This is a genomic window from Mycobacterium shinjukuense (assembly GCF_010730055.1).
In the GTDB taxonomy this organism is placed as follows: Bacteria; Actinomycetota; Actinomycetes; order Mycobacteriales; family Mycobacteriaceae; genus Mycobacterium; species Mycobacterium shinjukuense.
The window spans coordinates 764,357-790,050 of the sequence record NZ_AP022575.1; the positions used below are offsets into that span (position 1 = coordinate 764,357).

Below are 25,694 nucleotides of genomic sequence, written 5' to 3' on the forward strand. Positions count from 1 at the left end.
CGATGTGGCGCGCGACTTCGCGCGCCGGCAGGAGTTAGCCGCGGGTGACCTTGCCGGCCTTGATGCACGACGTGCAGACGTTGAGGCGCTTCTTGTTGCCGCCGGGACGGGTCACGGCGTGCACGGTTTGGATGTTGGGGTCCCACCGGCGGCTGGTGCGCCGGTGGGAATGCGACACCGACTTGCCGAAGCCGGGGCCCTTCCCGCAGATATCGCACACAGCGGCCATCGGTGAAACTCCTCGAAAGTCTTGTGCTGGGGTCCGGCGACCTGGCCGGCCGCGACAGCCCAGGATAACCGCCGTGGCGGCGAGCACCAAAACGAACAACCGCTCCCGGACGCGCCCTGACGCGCGCTGTCGGCCCGGCTGGCTAGGCTCTGTGATGATCGCAAGCGCGGCGAAGCCGGGCGCAGCGGGTCATCATCGTCGGCTCTGTGATGATCGCAAGCGCGGCGAAGCCGGGCGCAGCGGGTCATCACTGTCGACCGGACTAGTTCAACCGCCGGCACCGATTCCACGCAGAGGAGGTGGGGTGAGCACGCCGGAACGTGAGCTGGACGCCCCGGCCCTGCGGGACTGGGCACACGCCGTCGTCAGCGACCTGATCGTGCACGTCGACGAGATCAACCGGCTCAACGTGTTCCCGGTCGCCGACGCCGACACCGGCGCCAACATGCTGTTCACCATGCGCTCCGCCTTGGCCGAGGCCAACTCGGGGGACTGGCCGGACGATGTCGCCGGGGTCGCGGCCGCGTTGTCAGCCGGCGCCCTCAACGGGGCCCGCGGCAACTCCGGCGTGATCCTGTCCCAGATCCTGCGAGGCATCTCCGACGTGACCGCGAGCGCGGCGGCCGACGCGGGCGGTGTCCTTCCCACCATCGACGCCGCCGTGCTGGGGGCCGCGTTGTGGCGCGGCGTCGATTTGGTCATCACCTCGATGGGCGGCGAAGAGATCCCGGGAACCATCGTGTCGGTGCTGCGGGCCGCCGCCGGCGCCGTCGAGCAGTGCGCCACCGGCGGCGAGGGGCTGGCCGGGGCGATCACCGCCGCCGGGGACGCGGCCGTGGTCGCGCTGGAGAAGACTCCCGAGCAACTCGACGTGCTCGCCGACGCCGGCGCCGTCGACGCCGGCGGACGGGGCCTGCTGGTGCTGCTGGACGCGCTGCGCTCGACGATCACCGGACAGGTACCCGCCCGGACGGTCTACGAACCGTCGCCGCGCGGGTCACCGGCGACCGTGGCCACCCAACGCCCCACCCCGCAATTCGAGGTGATGTACCTGCTGGCCGGCTGCGACGCGGCAGCGGCCGGCAGGCTGCGCGATCGGCTCGGTGAGTTAGGGGATTCGGTGGCCATCGCGGCGGCCGCGTCGCACAGCTACTCGGTGCACGTGCATACCGACGACGCCGGCGCCGCCGTGGAGGCTGGATTGGCGGCGGGGCGCCCGAGCCGGATCGTCATCTCCGCGCTGAACTCCGCTGGCGGTGGGCTGCCCGCGGGCGGCTGGACTCGGGAACGTGCCGTGCTGGCCGTCGTCGACGGCGACGGCGCCGCCGAGCTGTTCGCGGGGGAGGGCGCGTGCGTGCTGCGGCCCAGCCCGGACGCGGCGGCACCGGCGGCCGATATCGGCGCCCATCAACTGGTGCGGGCGGTGGTCGACACCGGCGCCGCGCAGGTGATGGTGCTGCCCAACGGGTACGTGGCCGCCGAGGAGCTGGTGGCCGGGTGCACCGCGGCCATCGGGTGGGGAGTCGAGGTGGTGCCCGTTCCGACCGGGTCGATGGTTCAGGGGTTGGCCGCGCTGGCGGTGCACGATCCCGACCGGCAGGCCGTCGACGACGGCTACACCATGGCCCGCGCCGCCGGCGCCACCCGGCACGGATCGGTGCGCATCGCCACCGAAAAGGCATTGACCTGGGCCGGCGCCTGTGAGCCGGGCGACGGCCTGGGCATCGCCGGCGACGAGGTCCTGATCGTGGCTGCCGGGGTGGCCGCGGCGGCGATCGGCCTGTTGGATCGGCTGCTGGCCTCCGGCGGCGACCTGGTGACGGTGCTGGTGGGCGCCGGCGTCACCGACGACATCGCCGAAGTCCTGGAAATGCACGTGCACGACCGTCATCCGGGAACCGAGCTGGTCACCTACCGCACCGGACACCGTGGCGACGCGCTGCTGATCGGGGTCGAGTAGCCGTGGTGTCGCTCAGCGATCGGCTCGATGACATCCTCGGTGCCAAGGCCGCCCGCAACCTCGACGAGATCTTCGGCATCAAAACGGTGGATGACCTGCTGCGGCACTACCCGCGTGACTACACCGAGGGCGCGGCGGTGCGCGGCGACGACGGCGAGCGGCCCCCCGCCGGTGAGCACATCACCGTCGTCGACAGGATCACCGGTGCGCTGGCCAAACCGATGAAGAAGGACACCAAGAAGGAATACCTGCTGCTCACCGTCGGCTCCGGCCGCAGCCGGGTGACCGCGACGTTCTTCAACGCGAACTTCATCAAGAAAGACCTCACCACCGGCACCAGGGTGATGCTTTCCGGGGAGGTCGAATACTTCCGGGAGAGGCTGCATCTGACGCATCCGGCGTTTCTCATCCTCGACTCGCCGGACGGCAGGAACCGCGGCACCAGGTCGCTGAAACGCATCGCCGAAGCCTCCCAGGCCACCAGCGGTGAGGTGTTGCTGTCGGAGTTCGAACGGCGGTTCTTCCCAATCTATCCGGCCAGCACGAAGATGCAGAGCTGGGACATCTTCGCCTGCGTTCGCCAGGTGCTCGACGTCCTTGACCCGGTGGATGATCCGGTGCCGGCGCAGTTACGCGACGAACTCGGCCTGATCTCCGAAGACGCCGCACTGCGCGCCATCCACCTCGCCGAAACCGAGTCCGAACGTGAGCGTGCCCGCCGGAGGCTGACATTCGACGAAGCCGTCGGCCTGCAGTGGGCGCTGGTGGCCCGCCGGCACAGCGAGCTGTCGGAATCGGGGCCACCGGCGCCGCCGCGGTCGGATGGTCTGGCGGCCACGCTGCTGCGGCGGTTGCCGTTCGAGCTGACGGCGGGCCAGCGCGAGGTGCTTGGCGTGCTGTCCGATGGGATCGCGGCCACCCGCCCGATGAACCGCCTGCTGCAAGGCGAGGTGGGGTCGGGCAAGACGATCGTGGCGGTGCTGGCCATGCTGCAGATGGTGGACGCCGGCTATCAGTGCGCGCTGCTGGCGCCGACGGAAGTCCTTGCCGCCCAACATCTGCTATCGATCCGCGACGTGCTGGGCCCGTTGGGGATGGGTGGACAGCTGGGCGGGGCCGACGATGCCACCCGGGTGGCGCTGCTGACCGGGTCGATGACGGCGGCGCAAAAGAAGCAGGCCCGCGCCGAGATCGCCGACGGTCAGGCCGGCATCGTCATCGGCACCCACGCGCTGCTGCAGGATGCGGTGGAGTTTCACAACCTGGGCATGGTGGTGGTCGACGAGCAGCACCGGTTCGGTGTCGAGCAACGAGATCAATTGCGCGCCAAGGCTGGTGCCGGCATCACGCCGCACCTGCTGGTGATGACCGCGACCCCGATACCGCGCACCGTGGCGCTCACCGTCTACGGCGACCTGGAGACCTCGACGCTGCGCGAACTCCCGTGCGGACGCCAGCCGATCACCACCAACGTCATCTTCGTCAAGGACAAGCCCAGCTGGCTCGACCGTGCCTGGCAGCGCATCATCGAGGAGGTCGCCGCCGGTCGTCAGGCCTATGTGGTGGCGCCCCGGATCGACGAGACCGATGACCCGGGAGCAGGTCCGACCGGGGCCAGGCCGGCAGAGACGGCCGAGGGCCTGTTCGCCCGCTTGCGCTCCGGCGAGCTGGCCAAGCTGCGGCTGGGGCTCATGCACGGCCGGCTGTCGACCGACCAGAAGGAGGCCGCGATGGCGGCGTTCCGGGCCGGTGCGGTCGATGTGCTGGTGTGCACCACCGTCATCGAGGTGGGCGTCGACGTTCCCAATGCCACCATCATGTTGGTGATGGACGCCGACCGGTTCGGCATCAGCCAGTTGCATCAGCTGCGTGGGCGCATCGGGCGCGGCGAGCATCCGAGCCTGTGCCTGCTGGCCAGCTGGGTGCCGCCGGGGTCACCGGCCGGCCGACGGCTGTGCGCGGTGGCCCAGACCATGGACGGGTTTGCGCTGGCCGACCTGGACCTCAAGGAGCGCCGGGAGGGAGATGTGTTGGGCCGCAACCAGTCCGGCAAGGCGGTCACCCTGCGCCTGCTATCGCTGGCCGAGCACCAGGTGTTCATCGAGGCCGCCCGGGACTTCTGCACCCGCGCCTACCTGGACGCACCCGCGCACCCGGTGCTGGGGGTGTTGGCGGCGCGGTTCATCGACACCGACCGCATCGACTACCTGGACAAGCTGTGAGACGCGCGACGCTGCTGTGGCTGGCCGCTGCCGCGGTGCTGGCGGTGGTGGTCGCCTATCAGACGTGGGGGTCCTCGCCGGGCCGCCGCGGCGACCGTCTGGCCGCCCGGGCCGATGTGCCGACGGTGCAGCCCGGTGCCGACGTGTTGGCGGGCATCGCGGTGCTGCCGGCGCGCATCCACCGCTACGACTACCGCAGGTCGGCGTTCGGCGAACCGTGGGACGACAACAACGACGCGCCGGGCGGGCACAACGGGTGCGACACGCGCGACGACATCCTCAACCGCGACCTCGTCAACAAGACCTACGTCGCGACCAAGCGGTGTCCGAATGCGGTGGCCAGCGGCACGCTGCACGACCCGTACACCAACGCCATCGTCGTCTTTCAGCGTGGCGCCCAGGTCGGCCAGTCGGTGCAGATCGACCACATCGTCGCGCTGTCCTATGCCTGGGACATGGGTGCCTACGGCTGGCCGGACTCCCAGCGGCTGCGGTTCGCCAACGACCCGGCCAACCTGCTGGCCGTGCAGGGGCAGGCCAACCAGGACAAGGGTGATTCGCCGCCGGCCGACTGGATGCCGCCGAACGCCGCGTTTGCGTGTCAATACGCCATGGCGTTCATCGCCGTGGTGCGCGGTTACGCGTTGCCGGTGGACCAGGCGTCGGCTGGCGCGCTGCGTCAGGCCGCGGCCAGCTGCCCGACCGGGTAGGTGCCCGGACGAACCTACGTCCCCGCGTAGGTCAGCGGGTCTTCGCGCACCCGGGTGCCGTCGTTGAGCGCGTTGATCGCCGCCATGTGCTCGGCGGCCAGCTCGAAACCGAACACGTCGAGGTTGCTGGCGATGTGCTCGGCCTTGGCCGAGCGGAAGACGACCGCGTTGCCCAGTTGCAGGTTCCAGCGCAGCAGGACCTGCGCGGGTGTCTTGCCGTATTCGGCGGCGACCGAGGTCACCGTGGGGTTGTCCATCAGCTTGCCGAGAACGAGCGGGGTGTAGGCCTGCGTGATGACGCTGTGGCGTGCGTTGGCTTTGCGCATCTCGTCCTGGTTGAGCAGCGGGTGCAGTTCGATCTGATTGACCGCCGGTGTGACGAAGGTGAGGTCGATGACCATCGACAGGTGCTCTTCGGTGAAATTGGACACGCCGATCGAACGGGCATGTCCTTCGCCGCGGGATTGGATCATTCCGCCCCAGGCGTCCACGTATTTGCCCACCGTCGGGGCCGGCCAGTGAATGAGGTAGAGGTCGACGTAATCCAGGCCCAGCCGCTGCAAGCTCTCCTGACAGGCCACCTGCGCCCTGCTGAAACCGTGGTCCGGGGTGGCCAGCTTGGTGGTCACGAAGAGCTCGGCGCGGGGTATGCCGGAGGCCGCAATCGCGCGCCCCACGGCGGCCTCGTTGCCGTAGGCCGCGGCGGTGTCGATGAGCCGGCAGCCCATCTCGAGCGCGGCCGAAACCGCACGTTCGGTCTCGTCGTCCGACAGTTCGGCGACGCCGAGGCCGAGCACGGGCATCGTGTTCTCGTCGTTGAGGGCTATCGAAGGTATTGAGGGGCTAGGGGCGCCCGGCATCGTTTTCACCTGCCTGTGAAACTGAAGGTTCTCGGATTTGGACCAAGCCGGGTTCCGTCATCCGAGCGTTGAGTTCGAAGTCGAACACGTCGAAGTTTGCTCGCAATCCGTGTGGGGTTCACCGACTTGGGGATCACGATATTACCGAGTTGACCATGCGAACCGGTCAACACCTGGGCAGGTGTCCGACCGCGACCGTGTGCCTTTGCCGAGCGCGGCCTCGTTCGCGGCGCCGTCACCCCGGTCGGGATTGGTCGATGAGGCCACCGCGCACCGTTGGTCGCGGGGACGTCGCAGCGGCTACCGCTCGCCCGGTCTCGCGTGGGCGGCGGCGGTGTCGGTCGGCCGGTAACCGACGCGCGGCGCGGTAGCTGCGGCCTGCTCGGTATCGGCCGGCTCGATCCGGATAGAGTCCGAGCCCGCGGGGATCGAATTTCGCTAACGTGACCGAGCTTTTCTTTAGGAGTTGCCCATGGCCAAGAGCCCGCCAGGCCCGCCGGATCTCCACCTCGGAGTAACCCGGCTACCGATCGGCTGGACGAGGAGCATCCACAACGGCGTTGCCGCCGTTGGCGTCAAAGTCATTCCACGGATTCCGGACGCCGCCAAGCGGGTCATCACCCGCGGTCGCCGGGTCATCATCGACGGCAATACGCTTGACCCCACGCTGCAGCTGATGCTGTTGGGTATGCGGGCCGTCGGCATCGACGGACTGGTCATCGACGACGACCCGACCGCCTCCCGCGCCCAGATGCGCGAGACGTGCCTGCGGTTGCCGGGTCCGCAGATTCACGTGGAGGTGAGCGACCTATCGATACCCGGACCGGGCGGCGAGATCCCGGCCCGGCACTACCGCCCGCCCGGCGACGCGGCCGCGCCGTTGCTGGTCTTCTACCACGGGGGTGGCTGGGTGATCGGCGACCTGGACACCCACGACGCGGTGTGCCGGTTGACCTGCCGCGACGCCGGCATCCACGTGGTGTCGATCGACTACCGGCTGGCGCCCGAGCATCGGGCCCCGGCCGCGATCGACGACGCCGTGGCGGCCTTTGAGTGGGCCCATGCGCACGCCGCCGAACTGGGTGCGATCCCCGGGAAGGTGGCGGTCGGCGGCGACAGTGCCGGTGGCAACCTGGCGGCGGTCGTGTCCCAATTGGCCCGCGACAAAGGCGGCCCGGCCCCGGTGCTGCAGTGGCTGATCTACCCGCGGACCGACTTCACCGCGCAGACCCGCTCGCTCAGCCTGTTCGCCCGGGGTTTCCTGCTGACCAGACGGGACATCGACTGGTTCCATGGGCAGTACCTGAAGGGTTCGGGCATCGAGCCCACCGATTCGCGGGTGTCGCCGTTGCTGGCCGCGTCGTTCACCGGTCTGGCGCCGGCGCTGGTCGCCGTCGCCGGGTTCGACCCGTTGCGCGACGAGGGTCAGCAGTACGCGACGGCGCTGCGCGCCGCCGGAACGGCGGTTGACCTGCGCTACCTGGGTTCGCTCACGCATGGATTCCTCAACCTGTTTGCGCTGGGGGGCGGCTGCGCGGCGGCCACCTACGAGCTGATTTCGGCGCTGCGTGCCCACCTGAGCCGGGTCTGAGCTGGGCCCGGCCACCCGCCGGTACTCTAGGCGCTGTTATCTGATTGCGGATGACAAATCGAGCGATGCGAGGAACAGCGTGGCCGACAAACCCAAACCCCCACGGATCAACCTGAAGTCCGCCGATGGCAACTTCGGCCGGCTGCTGCAGATCGGTGGCACCGCGGTCGTCGTGCTGTTCGCCGTCGCGCTGGTCTTCTACATCGTGACGTCGCACCACAAGAAGGGCGGCGCCCCGGGGCGGGGCGAGGCGATCCGGGTGACCTCGAGCAACCTGGTCACCCAACCCGGAACCAGCAACCCCAAGGCGGTGGTGTCCCTATACGAGGACTTCCTGTGCCCGGCGTGCGGCAATTTTGAGCGCGGTTTCGGGCCGACCGTGTCCAAGCTCATCGACATCGGCGCCATCGCGGCCGATTACTCGATGGTGGCCATTCTCGACAGCCCACGGAATCAGAACTATTCGTCGCGAGCCGCCGCGGCGGCCTATTGCGTCGCCGACGAGTCGATCGACGCGTTCCGCCGGTTTCACGGCGCCTTGTACAGCCCGGGCATCCAACCCGCCGAGACCGGCACCTCCTTCCCGGACAACGCGCGGTTGATCGAAATCGCGCGCGAAGCGGGCGTGGTGGGCACCGTGCCGGACTGCATCAACAGCGGGAAGCACATCGCGATGGTCGACGGGTTGGCCGCGGCCGCCAATGTGCATGCCACCCCGACGATCAAGATCAACGGTGTCGAATACGAGTGGTCGACGCCGGAGGCGCTGGTCGCCAAGATCAAAGAGATCGTCGGCACTGTGGCGGGCATTGACTCGGCCGCGGTCTCCGCGACATCCTGACCCGTGTCGGCTCAACCCGCAGGGCACCCCGGAGACCCGGCACCGGCGGTGGCTGATGACCTGCGGGTGCCCGCGCCCAGCGCGTGGTGGGTGCTGATCGCCGGTGTGATCGGCCTGCTTGCCTCGGTGACATTGACGGTGGAGAAGATCGAGCTGCTGCTCGACTCGTCGTATGTGCCGACGTGCAACATCAACCCCATCCTGTCGTGCGGCTCGGTGATGATGACCCCGCAGGCGTCGCTGCTGGGTTTCCCCAATCCGGTTATCGGCATCGCGGGGTTCACCGTGGTGGTGGTAACGGGCGTGTTGGCGGTGACGAAAGTTGCTCTGCCGCGGTGGTATTGGATCGGCCTGACATTGGGGATCGTGGCGGGTGCGGCGTTCGTGCACTGGCTGATCTTCCAGAGCCTCTACCGCATCGGCGCGCTGTGCCCATACTGCATGGTGGTGTGGGTGGCGACCATCTCGCTGCTGGTGGTGGTCGCCTCCATCGCGTTTCACCCCGCGCCGGATAAGGCCGCGGGGCGGCTGGTCCACCAATGGCGATGGTCGATCGCCACGTTCTGGTTCACCGCGGTGTTTCTGCTGATCATGGTCCGCTTCTGGGACTATTGGTCGACACTTGTTTGAGAGGGCTCAAGAGTGATCTCCAAGGTATTGGTGGCCAATCGCGGGGAAATCGCGATCCGGGCGTTTCGCGCCGCCTACGAACTGGGTGTGGGCACGGTGGCCGTCTACCCCTACGAGGACCGCAATTCGCAGCATCGCCTCAAGGCCGACGAGTCTTACCAGATCGGCGAGATCGGTCACCCGGTGCGCGCGTACCTCGGTGTCGACGAGATCGTCGAAACGGCTCGCCGCGCGGGCGCGGACGCCATCTACCCCGGTTACGGGTTCTTGTCGGAGAACCCGGATTTGGCCGCGGCCTGCGCGGCGGCGGGCATCACCTTTGTCGGCCCCAGCGCCGAAGTGCTTGAGCTGACCGGCAATAAGTCCCGGGCCGTTGCCGCCGCCCGCGACGCCGGCTTGCCCGTGCTGCTATCGTCACCGCCGTCGGCCTCGGCCGAAGAACTGCTGGCGGCCGCGTCGGACCTGCGATTTCCGCTGTTCGTCAAGGCCGTCGCCGGCGGCGGGGGCCGCGGCATGCGCCGTGTCAGCGACCTCGCCGCGCTGCCCGACGCGGTCGAAGCCGCCAGCCGGGAGGCCGCGTCCGCGTTCGGGGACCCCAACGTCTACCTCGAACAGGCCGTGCAGCGGCCACGCCACATCGAGGTGCAGATTCTGGCCGACACCCACGGCAACGTGATCCACCTCTACGAGCGCGACTGCAGCGTGCAGCGTCGCCACCAGAAGGTCATCGAACTGGCGCCGGCACCCAACCTGCCCGCCGAGCTGCGCAGCCGGATCTGCGCCGACGCGGTCGCCTTCGCCCGCCACATCGGGTACAGCTGCGCCGGCACCGTCGAGTTCCTATTGGACGCCAACGGGGAGTACGTCTTCATCGAGATGAACCCGCGGATTCAGGTGGAACACACGGTGACCGAGGAGATCACCGACATCGACCTGGTGGCCAGCCAGCTGCGCATCGCCGCCGGAGAGACACTCGACGATCTGGGTCTGACGCAGGATGCCGTCGTGCCGCACGGCGCCGCGCTGCAGTGCCGGATCACCACCGAGGATCCGGCCAATGGCTTCCGGCCCGACACCGGCCGGATCAGCGCTTACCGCAGCCCCGGAGGCGCGGGCATCCGCCTGGACGGCAGCACGAACCTGGGCGCGGAGGTCAGCGCGCACTTCGATTCCATGCTGGTCAAGCTGACCTGTCGGGGCCGTGACTTGGCTACCGCGGTGGGCCGGGCCCGCCGGGCGATCGCGGAGTTCCGGATTCGCGGGGTGTCGACGAATATTCCCTTCCTGCAAGCGGTTTTGGACGATCCGGACTTTCGGGCCGGCCGCGTCACCACGTCGTTCATCGACGAGCGGCCCCAGCTGCTGACCGCACGAACCTCGGCCGACCGCGGCACCAAGATCCTCAACTACCTGGCCGATGTCACCGTCAACAAACCGCACGGCACCCGGCCGTCGAGGGTGTACCCGCAGGACAAGCTGCCCGACGTCGATCTGGGCGCCCCGCCGCCGCCGGGGTCCAAGCAACGGCTGACCGCGTTGGGGCCGGAGGGTTTCGCGCGTTGGTTGCGCGAGTCGACTGGGGTCGGCGTCACCGACACGACGTTTCGGGACGCGCACCAGTCGCTGCTGGCCACCCGAGTGCGCACCAGCGGGTTGTTGATGGTGGCGCCGTACCTGGCCCGGACCACACCGCAGCTGCTCTCGGTGGAGTGCTGGGGCGGTGCGACCTACGACGTGGCGCTGCGCTTCCTCAAGGAGGATCCCTGGGAGCGGCTGGCCGCGCTGCGAGAAGCGATGCCCAATGTCTGCCTGCAAATGCTGCTGCGGGGCCGAAACACCGTGGGCTACACGCCGTATCCCGAGGTGGTCACCTCGGCGTTCGTCGAAGAGGCGACGGCCACCGGCATCGACATCTTCCGAATCTTCGACGCGCTGAACAACCTTGACTCCATGCGCCCGGCGATCGACGCGGTACGTGAAACGGGTTGCGCGATAGCCGAAGTCGCGATGTGCTACACCGGCGACCTGTCCGACCCGGGTGAGCGTTTGTACACGCTGGACTACTACCTGCAGCTGGCCGAGCGGATTGTGGACGCCGGCGCGCATGTGTTGGCGATCAAGGACATGGCCGGACTGTTGCGGCCACCGGCCGCACACGCGCTGGTCACCGCGTTGCGCAGTCGTTTCGACCTGCCCGTGCACGTGCACACCCACGACACACCGGGTGGTCAGCTGGCCAGCTACGTGGCCGCGTGGCAGGCCGGCGCCGACGCCGTCGATGGCGCCGCCGCGCCGATGGCCGGAACCACCAGCCAGCCCGCGCTGAGTTCGATCGTGGCCGCCGCCGCGCACACCGAGTTCGACACCGGCTTGTCGCTGTCGGCGGTATGCGCGCTGGAGCCCTACTGGGAGGCGCTGCGAAAGGTCTACGCGCCCTTCGAATCTGGCCTGCCAGGGCCGACGGGGCGGGTCTATCGCCATGAGATTCCCGGTGGTCAACTGTCGAATCTGCGCCAGCAGGCAATCGCGCTGGGGCTGGGGGACCGGTTCGAGGAGATCGAAGAGGCCTACGCCGGTGCCGACCGGGTGCTGGGCCGGCTGATCAAGGTCACCCCGTCGTCGAAGGTGGTCGGGGATCTGGCGCTAGCGCTGGTCGGTGCGGGTGTGAGCGCAGACGAGTTCGCCTCCGACCCAGCGCGATTCGATATCCCGGAATCGGTGCTGGGGTTCCTGCGCGGGGAGTTGGGTGACCCGCCCGGCGGGTGGCCCGAGCCGCTGCGCGGCGCGGCGCTGGCCGGCCGCCCCCCGGCCAGGCCCGCTCCACGGCTGAGCCAGGACGACCAGGCGGCCCTGGCCGCACCCGGGCCGAAACGCCAAGCCACCCTGAACCGCTTGTTATTCCCCGGCGCCACAAAGGAATTCGAAGAGCACCGGGAGATCTACGGCGACACCTCGCAATTGTCGGCCAACCAGTTCTTCTACGGCCTGCGGCAGGGTGAGGAGCACCGGGTGAAGCTGGAGCGCGGGGTGGAGCTGTTGATCGGGCTGGAGGCCATCTCCGAACCCGACGAACGGGGCATGCGGACGGTGATGTGCATCATCAACGGCCAGCTGCGGCCGGTGCTGGTGCGCGACCGCAGCATCGCCAGCGCGGTTCCGGCCGCCGAGAAGGCCGACCGCGGCAATCCCGGGCACATCGCCGCGCCCTTCGCCGGGGTGGTCACCGTGAGCGTGTCCGCCGGTGATCAGGTCAGCGCCGGCCAGACCATCGCCACCATCGAGGCGATGAAGATGGAGGCCCCGATCACCGCCCCCACCGACGGCACCGTGGCGCGGGTGGCGGTGTCCGACACCGCCCAGGTGGAGGGCGGAGACCTGCTGCTGGTGGTGAGCTGACCGCGCCGGCGACGATGCAGAGCACAAAAGCGATGTGGGGGCACCACCCGCCTGCGGGGGAGAGGAGCGCAGATGACCAGGATCATCGGCGGCGTCGCTGGGGGCCGGCGCATCGCCGTGCCGCCGCGGGGGACCAGGCCGACCACGGATCGGGTGCGCGAGTCGCTGTTCAACATCGTGACCGCCCGGCGCGATCTGACCGGCCTGGCGGTGCTGGATCTCTACGCCGGGTCGGGTGCGCTGGGGCTGGAGGCGCTGTCGCGCGGAGCCGCGTCGGCGTTGTTCGTGGAATCCGATCCACGGGCCGCGGCGGTGATCGCACGTAACCTGCGGGCCCTGGGTCTGGCAGGTGCGACGGTGCGGCGGGGTGCGGTGGCAGCCGTGGTGGCCGCAGGTGCCCCGGGGCCGGTCGACCTGGTGCTGGCCGACCCGCCCTATGACGTCGGCGCGGCCGAAATCGAGGCCTTGCTGGCCGCGCTGAGCATCCACGGCTGGGCACGGGAGGGCACCGTCGCGGTCGTGGAGCGGGCCGCGGGCGCTGCGCGATTGATGTGGCCGTCCGGCTGGTCGGTGTGGCCCGTGCGCGGCTACGGCGACACCCGCCTGGAGCTGGCTGAACGGCTCGGAAACACCGTGTAGCGTCATCGCTGATGACCGCCGGCGACGATGCAGATGGGGTACCGCCCGCTTGCGGGGGACGAAGCGATGGGGAGGAGCGGCGAGCATGAGCGGCGCGGTGTGCCCGGGATCGTTCGACCCGGTGACGTTGGGCCACGTCGACGTTTTCGAACGCGCCGCAGCTCAGTTCGACGAGGTGGTGGTCGCGGTCCTGGTCAACCCCGCCAAGAAGGGCATGTTTGATCTCGACGAGCGGATCGCGATGATCGAGGAGTCGACCACGCATCTGCCCAACCTGCGGGTGGAGGCCGGGCAGGGGCTGGTGGTCGACTTCGTCAGGTCCCGCGGGATGACCGCGATCATCAAGGGTTTGCGCACCGGCACCGACTTCGAATACGAGCTGCAGATGGCGCAGATGAACAAGCACATCGCCGGCGTGGACACCTTTTTTGTGGCGACCACGCCGCGCTATTCGTTCGTGTCGTCGTCGCTGGCCAAAGAGGTCGCGACGCTGGGCGGGGACGTGTCGGATCTGCTGCCCGAACCGGTGAACCGGCGGTTGCGTGACCGGCTTACCCGCCGAACGTGAACGAACCGAGTTCCAGCATGGAGGTACGTTGATTGCCGGCCACTGCGACTAATCTCGCCGGTGGGTTCGTCGGGTCTGGGTGTTGCGGCAGCATGCCCGAGGCGTTGCACCTTCCTCATCTGCCCCACGTGCATCCCTGCCGTGCCGACACGCGCGAGGCGAATGAGACAACAGGGAACATGCACCGTGCGCACCGGGTCGCCAGCAGCGGCCGCACGCGGGGTCACTCGCGTACCCACTCACGACGAACTTGCCAGCGAGACCGGCTAGCTCGGGTCAAAGCACTCGTAGAACGTCTGCGTGGCGTAGTCGTAGCAGGTGTAGGTGCCGTACTCGGGCTGGTGCGCCGGGGCCGCGTTGGCGGTGCCCACGGAGGCGCCGAGGGCGGTCAGGCCGATCGCCGAGGCCAGCAGAGACATGCCGGCGAGGGCGCGGATCCGGGTGGTGAACATGGGAACCTCTCTTTGCATCGTTGCTTCGGGTGGCGGCGGTTGCCGTTGACCACAGGTTGACGGCGGCCACTTGGCAAAGCCTTGGGACATTCTTGGCGCACGAAGTCCGCGACGTTTGCAGCGCTCCGCGCCGATGCCGCCGGCAACCATCGCGTCCGGTCTCGTGCGCTGTCGAACGACTCGCGTGGGGACGCGGGGCGCCGGCGCTTCTCCGATGCCGACGTGTCAGAACACGATGGTCTGGTTGTGGTGCACGATGACACGGTCTTGGCAGTGCCAGAGCACGGCGCGGGACAGCACGGCGCGTTCGACGTCGGCGCCGACACGCACCAGATCGTCAACGGTGTGCGTGTGGTCGACGCGGACAACGTCTTGTTCGATGATCGGCCCCTCGTCGAGAACTTCGGTCACGTAGTGGGCGGTGGCGCCGATCAGCTTGACGCCGCGTTCGCGTGCCCGCTGGTAGGGGGCCGCGCCGGTGAAGGCGGGAAGGAACGAATGATGAATGTTGATCAGCGGGCAGCCGATGGCGTCCAGGAACTCCGCGCTCAGTATCTGCATGTAGCGGGCAAGTACCACCAAATCAACGTTGCCGCTGAGCAACTGAAGCTGACGCTGTTCGGCCTCCGGGCGAGTGTCCCGGGTGGCGGGAATGTGGATGAACGGCACACCGAAGGGTCGGACATGCTCGGCCAGTTCGGGGTGGTTCGCGATCACCATGACAACGGACATGTCAAGCTCGCCGCGGCGGTTGCGCCACAACAAATCCAGCAAGCAGTGGTCCTCTTTGGATGCCATGATGGCGACCCGTTTGGGCTTGGCCGCCTCGGTGAACCGGTAGTCGATGCCGAACTTTTCGGCGACCGTGCTGCCGAAGTCGCGTTGCAGCTCGTCGATGGCAGCGGTCAGTCCGGGGAGGTGAAAGATGGCGCGCTGCAAGAATGTTCCACCTTCCGGTGCGGTGGAGTGCTGGTCCAGGGAAATGATGTTGGCGCCGGCCCGGGCCAGGAAGGTGCTGACCGCGGCGATGATGCCCGGGCGGTCGTGGCAACGAAGCAGCAGCCGACCGATATCGGCCGGCGGCGGTGAACCGGTTGGCGACGGTGGGTAGCTAGGCTCGTTCGGCGTTGGCGACGCGGAGTGCGCGATGATCGGCCTCCTTGCCCGGAGTTCGGAAATTCCGCAGGCCAGGATACCTGTCAGTAAATCCGGGGACCGCGCGCGGCCGCGTCCCTAATGGCCGTGGCGGTAATGGCCGTGGCTCTGGTGGTCGTGACGCCCGTCGTGCTCCCCGTTGCACTGGCGGTGATGTGGCGTGTCCGGTGAGCCGCCCATCATGCGCAGCATCGGGATTCCGCCGGAAGTGACAAAGCGGATGACCAGCACCGCGGCGATCGCCAGGAAGGCGATGTTGAGCCAGGTGGTGTAATTCCAGGCAAACTCGGCGGTCATGACCGTCGCGTTGCGCTGGCTTGGAATGAGATTGGCTGTGCCGAAAAGTATTTCGATCAGATAGCCAGCGGCGACCATCGCCGCGTAAAAGCTGCCCAGCAGGGTCAGCATCATTTTGGTGCCGTAGTACTTACGGTAGATGGTCAGAATCGGCAGGATGAGCAGGTCGGCAAAGATGAACGCGATGACGCCGCCGAAGCTGATGCCACCGTTCCACAGCACCGCGGCAAGTGGCACGTTGCCGATCGAGCAGACGAACGAAACGATGGCCACGAACGGTCCGACGATTGGTCCCCACAGCGCAGACCAGCCCGGATGGTCAACCAAAAAGAAGTTCTGCCAAAAGCTTTCGGGGACCCATGCGGCCATGGCGCCGGCGATGAGCAGCCCCAGAACAAGGTCGCGCAGGATCGCCAGCCACTCCATCACGAACACATGCGAGACGGAGGTGAATCCCTGCGGGGAAAGCAGCCGGCCCCAAAATGCGCCCTCCCCCCGGATGGACATGTCCATGGCCGCGTGGCCTTCCATCGATCCGGCGATTCCCCGCTCGGCCTGTTCGCGCGCGGCCTCGAGGAGCCGGTCGCGCACGAACAGTCGGAACAACAGCGCCAGCACGACGATCATCAGCGGGCCGCCGATGAACTCCGCGGCGGTGAACTGCCAGCCCATCAGCAGGGCCAGGATGATGCCCAACTCCACCACGAGGTTGGTGGAGCCGATCTCGAACGCCATGGCGGCGGTGAAGTTGGCACCCTTGCGGAACAGTGATCGCGCCAACGCCACCGCGGCATAGGAGCATGACGAGGATGCCGCTCCCAGTGCGGTCGCGACGGCCAGGGTGCGCGGCCGGTCGTCGCCCATCAAGGCCACGATCGCCGAGCGGCGCACCACGGCCTGCACCACAGCCGAAAGTGCGAAGCCCAGGATCAGCGCCCACAGGATTTCCCAGGTCATCGACCCAGCCAGCGCCAACGCGTGCCCGATGGCACCTAGCACATTGCCCCTCACGCGGACCTCCGCTGCGGTTAGCTGTTCCGGCGATTATCACCGCCGGTTCCGGGCACCGCCCGTCCCACCACCATATACCACCCAGGGGTATATGGCCTCAACGTTGAGATCCTGGTCACGCCAGGGGTCGTGGCGGGCCCATCGGGGCGTCGCTGCGGCGCGCGCACCCGGCGACCGAGACACCGACGGCTGAGAAGCTGGGGTCGGACGCGCCCGCGGTGGTGTCGCCGCCGGTGAAGCGCAGGAGGCCGGCAGACGGCGATCGGCCAGATCGGCCTGGCATCCGGCCTTCTCACCGCCGGGGTGCGGGTACGCTACGGCGTCGGGGCGGGGCGTGACGAACAACGGTCGCCAGCGACGGGAGAAGGGACGCGGGCATGGGCACCGCACCGAACGCAGCTGAGCCCTCCACCCGCAGGCGGCGCATCCTGTTTATCGCGGAAGCGGTGACCCTGGCCCACGTCGTCCGGCCGCTTGTCCTGGCCCGGTCGCTGGACCCGAGCCGGTACGAGGTCCACTTCGCCTGCGACCCGCGATACAACAAGCTCCTGGGCACGCTTCCCTTCCCCCACCATCCGATCGGCACCATTCCCAGCGAGCGGTTTCTGGGCAACGTGGCCCAGGGCCGGTTCTACACCGGCCGGACGTTGCGCAGGTACGTCGAGGAGGACAGCAGGGTGCTGGCCGCGGTCGCACCCGACCTGGTGGTCGGCGACCTTCGCATTTCGCTCTCGGTCAGCGCCCGCCTGGCCGGCATCCCCTACGTCGCCATCGCGAACGCCTATTGGAGCCCCTACGCCCGGCGCCGCTTTCCGCTGCCGGACGTGCTGTGGACCCACCTGCTCGGCGTCCAGCTGGTCAAGCTGCTGTACCGCCTGGAACGTCCGGTGTTCTTCGCCATGCAATGCGTGCCGCTCAACCGGGTCCGCCGCGAGCACGGGTTGCCGAGTCTGGGCTGGAATCTTTGCCGCATTTTCACCGACGGGGACCACACGCTCTACGCCGACCTGCCGGAGCTGGTGCCCACCGACAACCTGCCGGCCAACCATCGGTATCTCGGCCCGGTCCTCTGGTCGCCCGACGTGGCGCCGCCGGCGTGGTGGGAGTCGCTGCCGACGGACCGGCCGATCGTCTACGCGACCCTTGGCAGTTCCGGCGGGAGGAACCTGTTGCAGGTGGTGTTGACCGCCCTGGCTGAACTGCCGGTGACGGTGATCGCGGCCACCGCGGGCCGCAGCGACCTGACGAACGTGCCGGCCAACGCCTTCGTGGCGGACTACCTGCCGGGCGAGGCCGCCGCGGCCCGTTCGGCCGTGGTGATCTGCAACGGCGGCAGCATGACGACTCAGCAGGCCTTGGTGGCCGGGGTGCCGGTGATCGGGATCGCCAGTAACTTGGACCAACACCTCAACATGGAAGCCATCGAGCGGGCCGGCGCGGGTGTGCTGCTGCGAACCGAGCGGCTCACCAGTCGGCGTGTGGCCGAAGCCGTACAGCAGGCGCTCACTGGCTCCCAGCACCGGCACGCCGCCGGGCGACTCGCCGAAGCCTTTAGTCGAAGCTTGGCTCGATTCCCACAGCAGGTGGAGAGTGGGTTGCGCCCATTGTTGGAGACGGTGCCCGCGGATCGCCCGGCCGCGGTGGCAGCCCGCAACCGGGTGGCGCGTGCACGCCAACGGCCTAATCGCCGACTTGATACCGACGCCGCGTCAAGGGATAGGGTTATCCCTCGCGGCGAAAGGATCCCGAGGTGGGAGCAACCGAATTCTCCAAGGCGCTGATGTGGCGCATCGCCGAAGAGACCTGGAACTACGGCCAGTTCCATCTCGGGGCGGATCGGCGCACGAACCGGATCAGGGCCGTGCAGCAAGCGCTCGACGGACGGGTGACGCGGGTATACCTCGAGATCGGAGTTTCGCACGGATTTGCGTTCCGGCGCATTGCCGCCGACGAGAAGATCGCCGTCGACCCGGCGTTCAAGCTCTCGGGGCGCTCTCGCAGACTCGCTGCCGCCAAGGCGCGCGCCACCCACTACTTCGAGACGACCAGCGACGCCTTCTTCGCGAACGAGACGGCCTTGCTCGAGCAGCGCGGCATCGACGTCGCCCTGATCGACGGGCTGCACACCTATCGACAGGTCGTGCGTGACGTCGAGAACACCCTGCGGCATCTGCGGAGCGACGGCGTCATTGTGCTGCACGACTGCAACCCCGCGCACGCCTCGATCGCCTACCCGGCCACGTCCTATGCCGACTTCCGCGCGCACAACCATTGGCGGAACTTCTTTTGGAGCGGCGATGTTTGGAAGGCGATCGTCCATCTGCGCAGCACCCGCAATGACCTGCGAATCGCGGTGCTGGACTGTGATTTTGGCGTCGGGATCATACGAAAGGGATCGGCGGAATCGCCATTGCCCTACTCGGCGGCGCAGATCGAGGCGCTCGATTACGCCGATCTCGCCGCCGACCGCGAACGCCTGCTCAACCTGAAGCCCGCCGGGTACCTGAACGAATTTCTCGGGTCAGAGCGCCGAATCCGCCGATGAATGGCTCGATTGTGCTGAATCAGTTCAGCCGGGCGGTCCCCATGGACAGGCCGGCGCGGGGAAGCCGCCTCAGCAGCACGTCGCCCATCGCCGCGGCGGGAGTCAGCACACCGCGCAGCTCGGAAAGCCGGTCGCGATCCAGCGCCAGCGCCAGACCGCTCTCAGCGAGCAGCACCGCCGTCGAGGCGTAAGCGTCGACGTGGTGCGCGAAAGTCGCCCGGTAGCGGGCACCGGTCGTGGTGGTGGTGTAGGTCTCGAACCGATAATGGCCGCGTTCACGGGTTTTCCGGCTCGGGCCGGTGCCTGGTCTGGGCGTGATGCGCTCCACCAGTCGTCGGGGCAACCGGCTGAAGTATCTGTTGCCCACACCGATGGCACCCGCGATAGCGCCGGTGACGGCGGCGGAGGCGACCGGTGCGGCCACCGACCTTCCCAGACTCATCGTCTCCGAGTAACGGAATCGTCGGCCATAGGCCCAGTCCTGTAATGCATTGCTACGCCGGACAATTCGAGTGTTGTATGGCCCTTGAACGAATCCTCCGGTCCAGAAGCCCGCAAGCTCGGGCGCCAGGTCGCGTCCGCGTCGCCAGGGAAAATCCGGCTGCGGACCCAGTTCGGGCTCGGCTCCTCGGTCCGTGGTCAGCGTGTACGGGTCGTTGACCATCCGGCGGGCGTCAGGGTCGCTGGATGCGGTGCGCATCGCTTCGGAATACGTCGCAACCGAGCCGCCGGAGACCCAGCGCTGGGAGAACGAGCGGAGCACAAGGTTGGTGTCGCAGAGTTCACCGGTGCCGTCCTCGATCGCCCGGCGGTACAGCTGATAGACGTTCAGATCCGAAGGAATCGAATCGAATCCGCACGAGAGCACGATCCGGGCACCGGTGTCGGCGGCTTGCTTGTGGTACAGGTCGATGCTGATTCGGCCGAACATCAACTCACCGGTCAGGTCCGCATAGTCGGTTCCTGCCGTGGCGCAGGCCGCCACCAGCGGCAGGCCGTAGCGGGTGTAGGGTCCGACGGTCGTCAGCACCACCTGGGCCCGCGTGGCCATCGCCTCGAGCGTCGACGGTTGTGCGGCGTCGGCCAGGATCAGCGGCCAATCCTGCGCGGCCGCGCCCAGGTTCTCCCGCACGGCCCGCAGCCGTTCGGTCGAGCGGCCCGCCAGCGCGATGCGCACCGGTGACCCGCTGTGGGCGAGGTAGTCGGCGGTCAACGTGCCGGAGAAGCCGGTGGCGCCATACAAGACGATGTCGAACTCGCGCTCGAGTGGGCTCATCCGGGCGACACTACCGGACCCACGGTGCGGCGGCGCCGCGTGCCGATCGCGGGCCGGGACGCCGCCTCAGTCCTTGGTGAAGCAGTACATCCGGTATGAGATATCCCCGCTTTGCAGGTAGCGATACAGCTGCGTGCCCTGCACGCCGATGTATTCGCGGCCCGCGAAGCGCAGGAAGGTCGGCAGATGGCGATCGACCAGCGCCTGTGACTTGTGCGAATTGATCTCGATGCCGCGCAGCACCTCGGCGTTGATCTCCCTTTGGGAAAGTTGCCGCAGCCCGGTGTCGGCCAGGTCGGCCTCCCATTCGGCGATCTCATTGTCGGGGCGCAGGTCGGCGTATGGGAAGTAGCCTCCGGGGCGTAGCACCCGCACCACCTCGGCCAGGAAACGCCGAAAGTGCGGGTAGCAGTGCGAGGCCTCGACATTGAGCACCACGTCGAAGGATTCGTCGTCGAAGGGCAGCTTCTCGGCGTCACCTCGCACGAAGTCCAAACCGGGCAGGCGGTGTCGTTGTTGGCAAAACCTGATGCCGGCCGGGTTCAGGTCCAGCCCGGTGTAGGAGGCCGGCGCCACGGTGCGCATGAGGTATGAGGCTCCGCCGCCGTGGCCGCAGCTGACCTCCAGGACCCGTTTGCCGGTGAGATCCGCCTGGGTCGCCGTGCGGTGGTACAGGTTGATGTGGGCCCGGTTGGGCTCGTCGGAGGCTGCCAGCGGCAGGGCCATCGGGGGATCCTCCTCGTAGGCCCAGTTGATGAACTCGAGTTCGTCGGAACCGAGCCCGCGCGTCATCAGCGGGTACCAATACCGCCAGACCCTCTTGTAGGCGGCCGTGCTTCCCACGCGGGCGAGCAGGCGGTGGGCAGGACGGAAGCCCATGGGCACAAAGTATGTCAGAACGGCGCCGCCGCACACCCGACCGTGGGACGTGGCCGCCTGAGGTAGCGTGGCCGGAATGACGGTGATCGCCAGCGCGGCATGCGGGCACTGAGGATGGGTGGGTTTCGTTTCGGCTTCGTCGATGCGCTGGTGCACTCGCGCTTTCCGCCGAGCCTGTTGCCGCGCGCGAGTTCCCTGGCTGCCGCCGCGCTGGGCGCCGACTCGTATTGGGTCGGTGATCATCTCAACGCGCTGGTGCCGCGGTCGGTCGCGACGCCCGAATATCTCGGAGTTGCCGCGAAGCTGGTACCCAGGATCGACGCCAACTTCGAACCGTGGACGATGCTGGGAAACCTGGCCGCCGGGAACCGGGTCAGCCGGCTGCGTCTCGGTGTGTGCGTGACCGACGCGGGTCGTCGCAACCCAGCGGTCACGGCGCAGGCCGCCGCGACGCTGCATCTGTTGACCCGAGGCCGGGCCATCCTCGGCATCGGTGTCGGGGAACGTGAGGGCAACGAGCCCTACGGCGTGGAGTGGACCAAACCGGTGGCACGGTTCGAAGAAGCCATCGCCACGATTCGCGCGTTGTGGGATTCGCACGGGAAGCTTGTCTCGCGTGAATCGCCATATTTTCCGCTTCGTGACGCGGCGTTCGACCTGCCGCCATACCGTGGGAAGTGGCCCGAGATCTGGGTGGCGGCCCATGGGCCGCGGATGCTGCGGGCCACCGGCCGCTACGCCGACGCCTGGGTGCCCATCGTCCTGGTTCGTCCCACCGACTACGGCCGCGCACTCGAAGCCGTACGCGTCGCGGCGTCCGACGCCGGTCGTGACCCAATGTCGATTACTCCTGCGGCGGTGCGCGGTGTGATCACCGGACACAGTCGCGACGACGTGGAGGAGGCGCTGGATTCCGTCATCGTGAAAATGACCGCGCTCGGTGTGCCCGGCGAAGCCTGGGCGCGCCACGGCGTCGAGCATCCCATGGGAGCCGACTTTTCCGGCGTCCAGGATTTGATCCCACAAACCATGGACGAGCAGACGGTCTTGTCCTACACCGCGAAAGTCCCGCCCGCACTTGTGAAAGAAGTCGTTTTCAGTGGGACACCGGACGAAGTCATCGATCAGGTGGCGGAATGGCGCGATCACGGCCTTCGATACCTACTCGTCATCAACGGCAGCTTGGTGAACCCGAGCGTGCGCAAGACCGTCGCGGCGGGCCTGCCGCACGCCAAGGTTCTTCGCGGGCTCAGGAAGCTGTGACTTACCTCTGGCCCGCCTGGGAAACGGCTGTCAAGTGTTGCAGTCGCCACAGATGCCTAGCGGCCGGCACGCCAACAGCGGCGAGCAGCAGGCCATTCCGCTTGCCGACGATCCCGCCGCCGGAATTCGGGACTGATTCAAAGCGATTGAATACCGATGGGTATAGAGTCGGAGTTTGATCCCTCAAAGTCGTTACGGCACTTCAAAGTCAGTGTGCGTGTGGGCAGGCTGCTAATCGGCAGCTCCCGGTCGCGCGGGTCGAAGCCCGTCATCGCGACCGAGCCAGGCGCCGATTGGCAGCACCTGAATTCGTGGATGACGAACAGGTTAATTACGGCTGCGGGCGGCTGCGCTCGGCACCTGCTATCGCCGTGGGCCCTCATCGATTTCGGGTCGCGGGCCTCGGCAGGGTGCGGCCCGTTTGGCGCTGATTCGGGTCGGTGTGACAGGGCAGCGAAACGCCCGTACTCTACTTGCGTCAAGAGCCGAAGGATGATCATGGAAACGAACGCTGTGTCAACGCACGCTGGCGGCGTGGTGGCGACGCAACCGGCAGCGGGCACCGATGGGCAAGCGGCACAACCGTCGAACGGGATCGCAGCGCGATTCGCGATGAGCGAGTCGTCGCTTACCGATCTGCTGCACAGGGCGGCCAACCAGTACCCCAATCGTGCGGCGTACAAGTACATCGACTACGAGGTGGATCCGACCGGGTTTGTCGAAACCCTGACCTGGTGGCAGGTCTACCGGCGAGCGATGATCGTCGCAGCGGAGCTCGAGATCTGTGCGTCGAGCGGCGATCGGGTCGCGATCTTGGCCCCTCAGGGGCTGGAATACATCATCGCCTTTCTGGGCGCACTGCAGGCCGGGCTGATCGCTGTTCCTCTTCCCGTGCCGCAGTTCGGCATTCACGACGAGCGAATTTCCTCAGCATTGCGAGATTGCTTGCCGAGCGTCATTCTCACGACCTCGTCGGTCATTGACGAGGTCACTCAATATGCGCCACGCGGGCGCGCCGCGCAGGGCCCCGCGCCGGTCGTCATCGCCGTGGACTCGCTGGATCTGGACTCCCCGCGCGAACTCGACGCGACTCCGGCCGCGCGCCCGAGCACCGCGTACCTGCAATACACGTCCGGGTCGACCCGCTCGCCGGCCGGTGTCGTCATCTCGCACAAAAACGTCATCACCAATTGCGTACAGCTGATGTCCGATTATCTCGGGGATTCGGAAAAGGTTCCGTCAACTGCGGTGTCGTGGCTGCCGTTCTATCACGACATGGGGTTGATGTTGGGAGTCCTGCTGCCGATGATCAATCAAGACACCGCGGTGTTGCTGAGCCCAATGGCATTTTTGCAACGGCCAGCACGCTGGATGCAATTGCTGGGCAAACATCGTGGACAGATTTCCAGTGCACCGAATTTCGGTCTCGAATTGGCGGTGCGCCGAACATCGGACGACGACATGGCCGGGCTTGATCTCGGGCATGTGCGGGCGATCGCCACGGGCGCCGAGCGGGTAAACCCCGCGACGGTCAAGCGTTTCATCGACCGCTTCGCCAGGTTCAACCTCAGCGAGACGGCAATCCGGCCGTCATACGGGCTGGCGGAGGCGACGGTGTACGTGGCCACCGCGGGACCGGGACGCCCGCCGAAAACCGTCTGTTTTGACTACCAGCAGTTGTCGGCCGGTCGGGCGAAGCGCTGCGCGGGCGCAGCGAGCGACGGCGCCAAGTTGGTCAGCTACGGAGCGCCGCGGGCCTCGACCGTGCGGATCGTCGACCCCGACACCAGGGTGGAGCGGCCGGCGGGAACGGTCGGTGAAATCTGGGTGCAGGGCGATAACGTCGCCATGGGCTATTGGCGGAACCCACAACACACCGAGCGCACGTTTGGCGCCATGCTGGTCAATCCCTCGCCCGGCACACCGGTGGGTCCGTGGCTCCGCACCGGTGACCTCGGCGTCATTTTCGAAGGCGAGCTGTTCATCACCGGCCGGATCAAGGACCTGCTGGTCGTGGATGGCTCCAATCACTATCCGGACGACATCGAAGAGACGATCCAGGAAGTCACCGGCGGTCGGGTGGTCGCGATAGCCGTGCCGGACGATCGCACCGAGCGGCTTGTCGTCATCGTCGAACTCGCAACGCGGGGCAACACCGTCCGCGCCGTCAAACGTGCGGTCACCTCCGCGGTTTCCAGGGCACATCGCGTGCGGGTCGCCGATGTCGTGCTGGTGGCGCTGGGCTCGATTCCGGTGACCACCAGCGGCAAGGTTCGACGTTCAGCCTGTGTGCAGCGCTACCTCAACCACGAATTCGCCCGCTGGGACGTGCCGGGATGACGGCGGGCCGACACCCCGTGGCCAGGTGGGCGTTCTCGGCCGCGGCGTCGAACGCGACGTTCCCATGTCGACGCGTGGCGGCTAGAATGGCCAACCTCGCCCGCGTCCGACTGGGCTGGTGTACTTACCCGAGAAATGAAATATGACCGAGTGCATTCTTTCTGCTCACGAAATCCGAAAGCTCAATCGTGATCTTCAAATACTTATCGCAACCAACGGCACCCTCACTCGGATTCTCAACGTTATCGCCAACGATGAGATTGTCGTACAGATTATCAAGCAGCAGATTCACGACTCCGCGTCCAAAATACCCCAATTGGAGGACCCAGCGGTTGGCCGGGTTCTGCAGCGCGATATCGTACTGAAGGGCCGGACCTCCGGAAACCCGTTCGTCGCTGCGGAGTCCCTGATTGCCGTCGACCTGTTACCCCCCGCCGTCACCGCCAACCTGACGGAGACGGCGCGTCCTATTGGCGAGGTCATGGCGGCCAGTCGCATTGAGAGCTTTAAAGAAGAGGCCAAGATCTGGAGAGCGGAGTTGCCGGATTGGCTCGCGCCTCACGGGTATCGGGATTCGCCAGCGAAAACCGTCGCTCGCCGGTATCGCGTTATCGTCGGAGGCCAGCCCGCCATTATTATTACCGAATATTTTCTTCGAAGTATATTCCACGGCGCCGTGCGCGAGGGACCCGATGATTGCCAGCATCCAAACGACATCGAGACCGGGAATGGAGATCGATTTGTACCCAGTGATCGTATCCCCAGGAGCCTCGCGCGCTGACCGCGCTGACCATGCCGGGCCGCAGACCGCGTGGACCGAAATCGCGTTG

20 protein-coding genes and 2 pseudogenes are annotated in these 25,694 nt (G+C 67.4%); 14 read left to right on the plus strand and 8 right to left on the minus strand.

Annotated features, from left to right (window positions below; genetic code table 11):
* Positions 1-34: 34 nt before the first annotated feature.
* Positions 35-229: a 50S ribosomal protein L28 gene (gene rpmB / locus G6N20_RS03480; protein ID WP_083046803.1), complete on the minus strand. Its 195-nt coding sequence runs from the start codon at positions 227-229 to the stop codon at positions 35-37.
* Between the two features lie 304 nt (positions 230-533).
* On the opposite strand from rpmB, the gene G6N20_RS03485 reads away from it, so the two are divergent.
* The 3 genes from G6N20_RS03485 to G6N20_RS03495 are packed head-to-tail and all read left to right on the plus strand — an operon-like array spanning position 534 to position 5,121.
* Positions 534-2,189, plus strand: coding sequence for a DAK2 domain-containing protein (locus G6N20_RS03485; protein ID WP_083046804.1), 1,656 nt, complete (start codon positions 534-536; stop codon positions 2,187-2,189).
* A 2-nt stretch (positions 2,190-2,191) separates the two neighbouring features.
* On the plus strand, positions 2,192-4,411 hold the full coding sequence (gene recG, locus G6N20_RS03490) for an ATP-dependent DNA helicase RecG (protein ID WP_083046805.1): 2,220 nt from the start codon (positions 2,192-2,194) through the stop codon (positions 4,409-4,411).
* Positions 4,408-5,121 carry an HNH endonuclease family protein gene (locus G6N20_RS03495; RefSeq protein WP_083046806.1) on the plus strand — a complete coding sequence of 238 codons (714 nt, stop codon included), beginning with the start codon at positions 4,408-4,410 and terminating at the stop codon, positions 5,119-5,121. The genes recG and G6N20_RS03495 overlap by 4 nt, the downstream gene beginning before the upstream one ends.
* Before the next feature lie 14 nt (positions 5,122-5,135).
* Here the strand turns inward: G6N20_RS03495 and G6N20_RS03500 are convergent, their stop codons facing one another.
* Both G6N20_RS03500 and G6N20_RS03505 read right to left on the minus strand, forming a co-directional pair.
* Positions 5,136-5,981, minus strand: a complete 846-nt coding sequence (locus tag G6N20_RS03500) for an aldo/keto reductase (RefSeq protein ID WP_083046838.1) — start codon at positions 5,979-5,981, stop codon at positions 5,136-5,138.
* 5 nt (positions 5,982-5,986) lie between these two features.
* Positions 5,987-6,184: pseudogene (locus tag G6N20_RS03505) on the minus strand (aldo/keto reductase); the annotation flags it as partial.
* 269 nt (positions 6,185-6,453) lie between these two features.
* On the opposite strand from G6N20_RS03505, the gene G6N20_RS03510 reads away from it, so the two are divergent.
* The 6 genes from G6N20_RS03510 to coaD all read left to right on the plus strand — a co-directional run bounded on the left by G6N20_RS03510 (position 6,454) and on the right by coaD (position 13,646).
* Complete coding sequence (locus G6N20_RS03510; protein ID WP_083046807.1) at positions 6,454-7,572, plus strand: alpha/beta hydrolase; 1,119 nt, start codon at positions 6,454-6,456, stop codon at positions 7,570-7,572.
* A gap of 79 nt (positions 7,573-7,651) precedes the next feature.
* Entirely contained in the window at positions 7,652-8,413 is a 762-nt protein-coding gene (locus tag G6N20_RS03515) for a DsbA family protein (protein ID WP_083046808.1), read from the plus strand.
* A gap of 3 nt (positions 8,414-8,416) precedes the next feature.
* Positions 8,417-9,043, plus strand: coding sequence for a vitamin K epoxide reductase family protein (locus G6N20_RS03520; RefSeq protein ID WP_083046809.1), 627 nt, complete (start codon positions 8,417-8,419; stop codon positions 9,041-9,043).
* A 12-nt stretch (positions 9,044-9,055) separates the two neighbouring features.
* Positions 9,056-12,439, plus strand: coding sequence for a pyruvate carboxylase (locus G6N20_RS03525; protein WP_083046810.1), 3,384 nt, complete (start codon positions 9,056-9,058; stop codon positions 12,437-12,439).
* Positions 12,440-12,511: 72 nt separating this feature from the next.
* On the plus strand, positions 12,512-13,078 hold the full coding sequence (gene rsmD, locus G6N20_RS03530) for a 16S rRNA (guanine(966)-N(2))-methyltransferase RsmD (protein WP_083046811.1): 567 nt from the start codon (positions 12,512-12,514) through the stop codon (positions 13,076-13,078).
* 85 nt (positions 13,079-13,163) lie between these two features.
* Positions 13,164-13,646 carry a pantetheine-phosphate adenylyltransferase gene (coaD, locus tag G6N20_RS03535; RefSeq protein ID WP_083046812.1) on the plus strand — a complete coding sequence of 161 codons (483 nt, stop codon included), beginning with the start codon at positions 13,164-13,166 and terminating at the stop codon, positions 13,644-13,646.
* A 266-nt stretch (positions 13,647-13,912) separates the two neighbouring features.
* On the opposite strand, the gene G6N20_RS03540 is transcribed toward coaD, so the two are convergent.
* The 3 genes from G6N20_RS03540 to G6N20_RS03550 all read right to left on the minus strand — a co-directional run bounded on the left by G6N20_RS03540 (position 13,913) and on the right by G6N20_RS03550 (position 16,507).
* Positions 13,913-14,098, minus strand: a complete 186-nt coding sequence (locus tag G6N20_RS03540; protein WP_083046813.1) for a hypothetical protein — start codon at positions 14,096-14,098, stop codon at positions 13,913-13,915.
* A 225-nt stretch (positions 14,099-14,323) separates the two neighbouring features.
* Complete coding sequence (purU, locus tag G6N20_RS03545; RefSeq protein WP_142271928.1) at positions 14,324-15,250, minus strand: formyltetrahydrofolate deformylase; 927 nt, start codon at positions 15,248-15,250, stop codon at positions 14,324-14,326.
* Positions 15,251-15,331: 81 nt separating this feature from the next.
* Positions 15,332-16,507, minus strand: a complete 1,176-nt coding sequence (locus G6N20_RS03550) for a permease (RefSeq protein WP_232065490.1) — start codon at positions 16,505-16,507, stop codon at positions 15,332-15,334.
* Between the two features lie 431 nt (positions 16,508-16,938).
* Between G6N20_RS03550 and G6N20_RS03555 the strand changes: the two are divergent.
* Together G6N20_RS03555 and G6N20_RS03560 are read left to right on the plus strand one after the other, a co-directional pair.
* Positions 16,939-18,183, plus strand: a pseudogene (locus tag G6N20_RS03555) (glycosyltransferase); the annotation flags it as partial.
* A gap of 128 nt (positions 18,184-18,311) precedes the next feature.
* Positions 18,312-19,106, plus strand: a complete 795-nt coding sequence (locus G6N20_RS03560; protein ID WP_083046817.1) for a class I SAM-dependent methyltransferase — start codon at positions 18,312-18,314, stop codon at positions 19,104-19,106.
* 19 nt (positions 19,107-19,125) lie between these two features.
* On the opposite strand, the gene G6N20_RS03565 is transcribed toward G6N20_RS03560, so the two are convergent.
* Both G6N20_RS03565 and G6N20_RS03570 read right to left on the minus strand, forming a co-directional pair.
* Entirely contained in the window at positions 19,126-20,382 is a 1,257-nt protein-coding gene (locus G6N20_RS03565; protein ID WP_083046818.1) for a saccharopine dehydrogenase family protein, read from the minus strand.
* Positions 20,383-20,448: 66 nt separating this feature from the next.
* Positions 20,449-21,261 carry a phthiotriol/phenolphthiotriol dimycocerosates methyltransferase gene (locus G6N20_RS03570; protein WP_083046839.1) on the minus strand — a complete coding sequence of 271 codons (813 nt, stop codon included), beginning with the start codon at positions 21,259-21,261 and terminating at the stop codon, positions 20,449-20,451.
* Between the two features lie 114 nt (positions 21,262-21,375).
* On the opposite strand from G6N20_RS03570, the gene G6N20_RS03575 reads away from it, so the two are divergent.
* From G6N20_RS03575 to G6N20_RS03585, 3 genes are all read left to right on the plus strand, one after another.
* Positions 21,376-22,524 (plus strand): LLM class flavin-dependent oxidoreductase, encoded by a 1,149-nt coding sequence (locus G6N20_RS03575; protein ID WP_083046819.1) that lies wholly within the window; start codon positions 21,376-21,378, stop codon positions 22,522-22,524.
* 612 nt (positions 22,525-23,136) lie between these two features.
* Positions 23,137-24,864 carry an AMP-binding protein gene (locus G6N20_RS03580; protein ID WP_179961540.1) on the plus strand — a complete coding sequence of 576 codons (1,728 nt, stop codon included), beginning with the start codon at positions 23,137-23,139 and terminating at the stop codon, positions 24,862-24,864.
* A 142-nt stretch (positions 24,865-25,006) separates the two neighbouring features.
* Complete coding sequence (locus tag G6N20_RS03585; RefSeq protein WP_083046820.1) at positions 25,007-25,645, plus strand: chorismate--pyruvate lyase family protein; 639 nt, start codon at positions 25,007-25,009, stop codon at positions 25,643-25,645.
* The last annotated feature ends 49 nt before the right edge of the window (positions 25,646-25,694 follow it).

Excerpts from the sequence above, each read along its gene's own strand:
- G6N20_RS03570 (WP_083046839.1), bottom strand. The coding sequence starts at position 21,261 with ATGGGCTTCCGTCCTGCCCACCGCCTGCTCGCCCGCGTGGGAAGCACG.
- G6N20_RS03500 (WP_083046838.1), bottom strand. The coding sequence starts at position 5,981 with ATGCCGGGCGCCCCTAGCCCCTCAATACCTTCGATAGCCCTCAACGAC.
- G6N20_RS03580 (WP_179961540.1), top strand. The coding sequence starts at position 23,137 with ATGAGCGAGTCGTCGCTTACCGATCTGCTGCACAGGGCGGCCAACCAG.
- G6N20_RS03510 (WP_083046807.1), top strand. The coding sequence starts at position 6,454 with ATGGCCAAGAGCCCGCCAGGCCCGCCGGATCTCCACCTCGGAGTAACC.
- rpmB (WP_083046803.1), bottom strand. The coding sequence starts at position 229 with ATGGCCGCTGTGTGCGATATCTGCGGGAAGGGCCCCGGCTTCGGCAAG.
- rsmD (WP_083046811.1), top strand. The coding sequence starts at position 12,512 with ATGACCAGGATCATCGGCGGCGTCGCTGGGGGCCGGCGCATCGCCGTG.
- G6N20_RS03575 (WP_083046819.1), top strand. The coding sequence starts at position 21,376 with ATGGGTGGGTTTCGTTTCGGCTTCGTCGATGCGCTGGTGCACTCGCGC.
- G6N20_RS03585 (WP_083046820.1), top strand. The coding sequence starts at position 25,007 with ATGACCGAGTGCATTCTTTCTGCTCACGAAATCCGAAAGCTCAATCGT.
- G6N20_RS03540 (WP_083046813.1), bottom strand. The coding sequence starts at position 14,098 with ATGTTCACCACCCGGATCCGCGCCCTCGCCGGCATGTCTCTGCTGGCC.
- G6N20_RS03550 (WP_232065490.1), bottom strand. The coding sequence starts at position 16,507 with ATGACCTGGGAAATCCTGTGGGCGCTGATCCTGGGCTTCGCACTTTCG.
- G6N20_RS03565 (WP_083046818.1), bottom strand. The coding sequence starts at position 20,382 with ATGAGCCCACTCGAGCGCGAGTTCGACATCGTCTTGTATGGCGCCACC.
- coaD (WP_083046812.1), top strand. The coding sequence starts at position 13,164 with ATGAGCGGCGCGGTGTGCCCGGGATCGTTCGACCCGGTGACGTTGGGC.